This is a genomic window from Vibrio sp. B1-2 (assembly GCF_963888445.1).
Taxonomy (GTDB): Bacteria; Pseudomonadota; Gammaproteobacteria; order Enterobacterales; family Vibrionaceae; genus Vibrio; species Vibrio anguillarum.
The window spans coordinates 1-747 of record NZ_CAWPJH010000030.1 but is presented as its reverse complement, the minus strand read 5'-3'; the positions used below and the strand labels follow the sequence as shown (position 1 = coordinate 747).

Sequence of the window (747 nt, the reverse complement as noted above, 5' to 3'; positions counted from 1 at the left end):
TTCGTTGAAGGTCATGAAGACCAAATGTTGGTTCAAATGTTTGACCACGTTGTGACTGTACCGACCGACCCACAATCGGGTCAGCCTTCAGGTCAACGTGTGCACAAGCCATTCAAATTCACCGTCGCGCTCAACAAAGCGGTTCCTCTGCTTTATAACGCCCTCTCTTCGGGTGAGAAGATGAAATCGGTTGAGCTAAAATGGTACCGTACCTCTATCGAAGGTAAGCAAGAGAACTTCTTCACGACCAAACTCGAAAGCGCGTCTATCGTGGACATTCATTGCGAAATGCCACACTGCCAAGATCCAAAAAACGGCGACTTCACACAAAACGTTACGGTTTCTATGTCTTACCGTAAAATTCTGTGGGATCACGTGAACGCGGGTACTTCAGGCTCGGATGACTGGCGCAAACCCGTCGAAGCGTAAGCGTTGATTTGGGGGGCTGGCTGATGTTGCGTAAGCAAAACCAATCGAGTCAGCCACCTTTTTTAGCCTTAAGCAAAGTGCATTCAATGAGTGTGACTTGCTTAAGGCTTTGCTGTTTCTAGTGTAAAGAGGATGGAAGATGGCCACGCTGAATTTTACGTTAAAGGTTGATGGACTCGCAGAGGATGTGTTTGTAGTGCGAGACTATCAAGGTCAGGAGTCGTTATCGGACACGCGACAGGTCAATGGTGAGCCTTGTTATGGGTTTCGTTATCACATTGAGCTGGCGAGTCGTCAATCCACGCTCAGTGCGATGGA

1 protein-coding gene is annotated in these 747 nt (G+C 48.2%); it reads left to right on the top strand.

Translation table 11 applies throughout. The features are described 5' to 3' along the window. Positions 1-429: Hcp family type VI secretion system effector (locus tag AACQ75_RS09920; protein WP_170889829.1), on the top strand; the 429-nt coding region annotated here is incomplete at its 5' end. Positions 430-747: the final 318 nt, after the last annotated feature.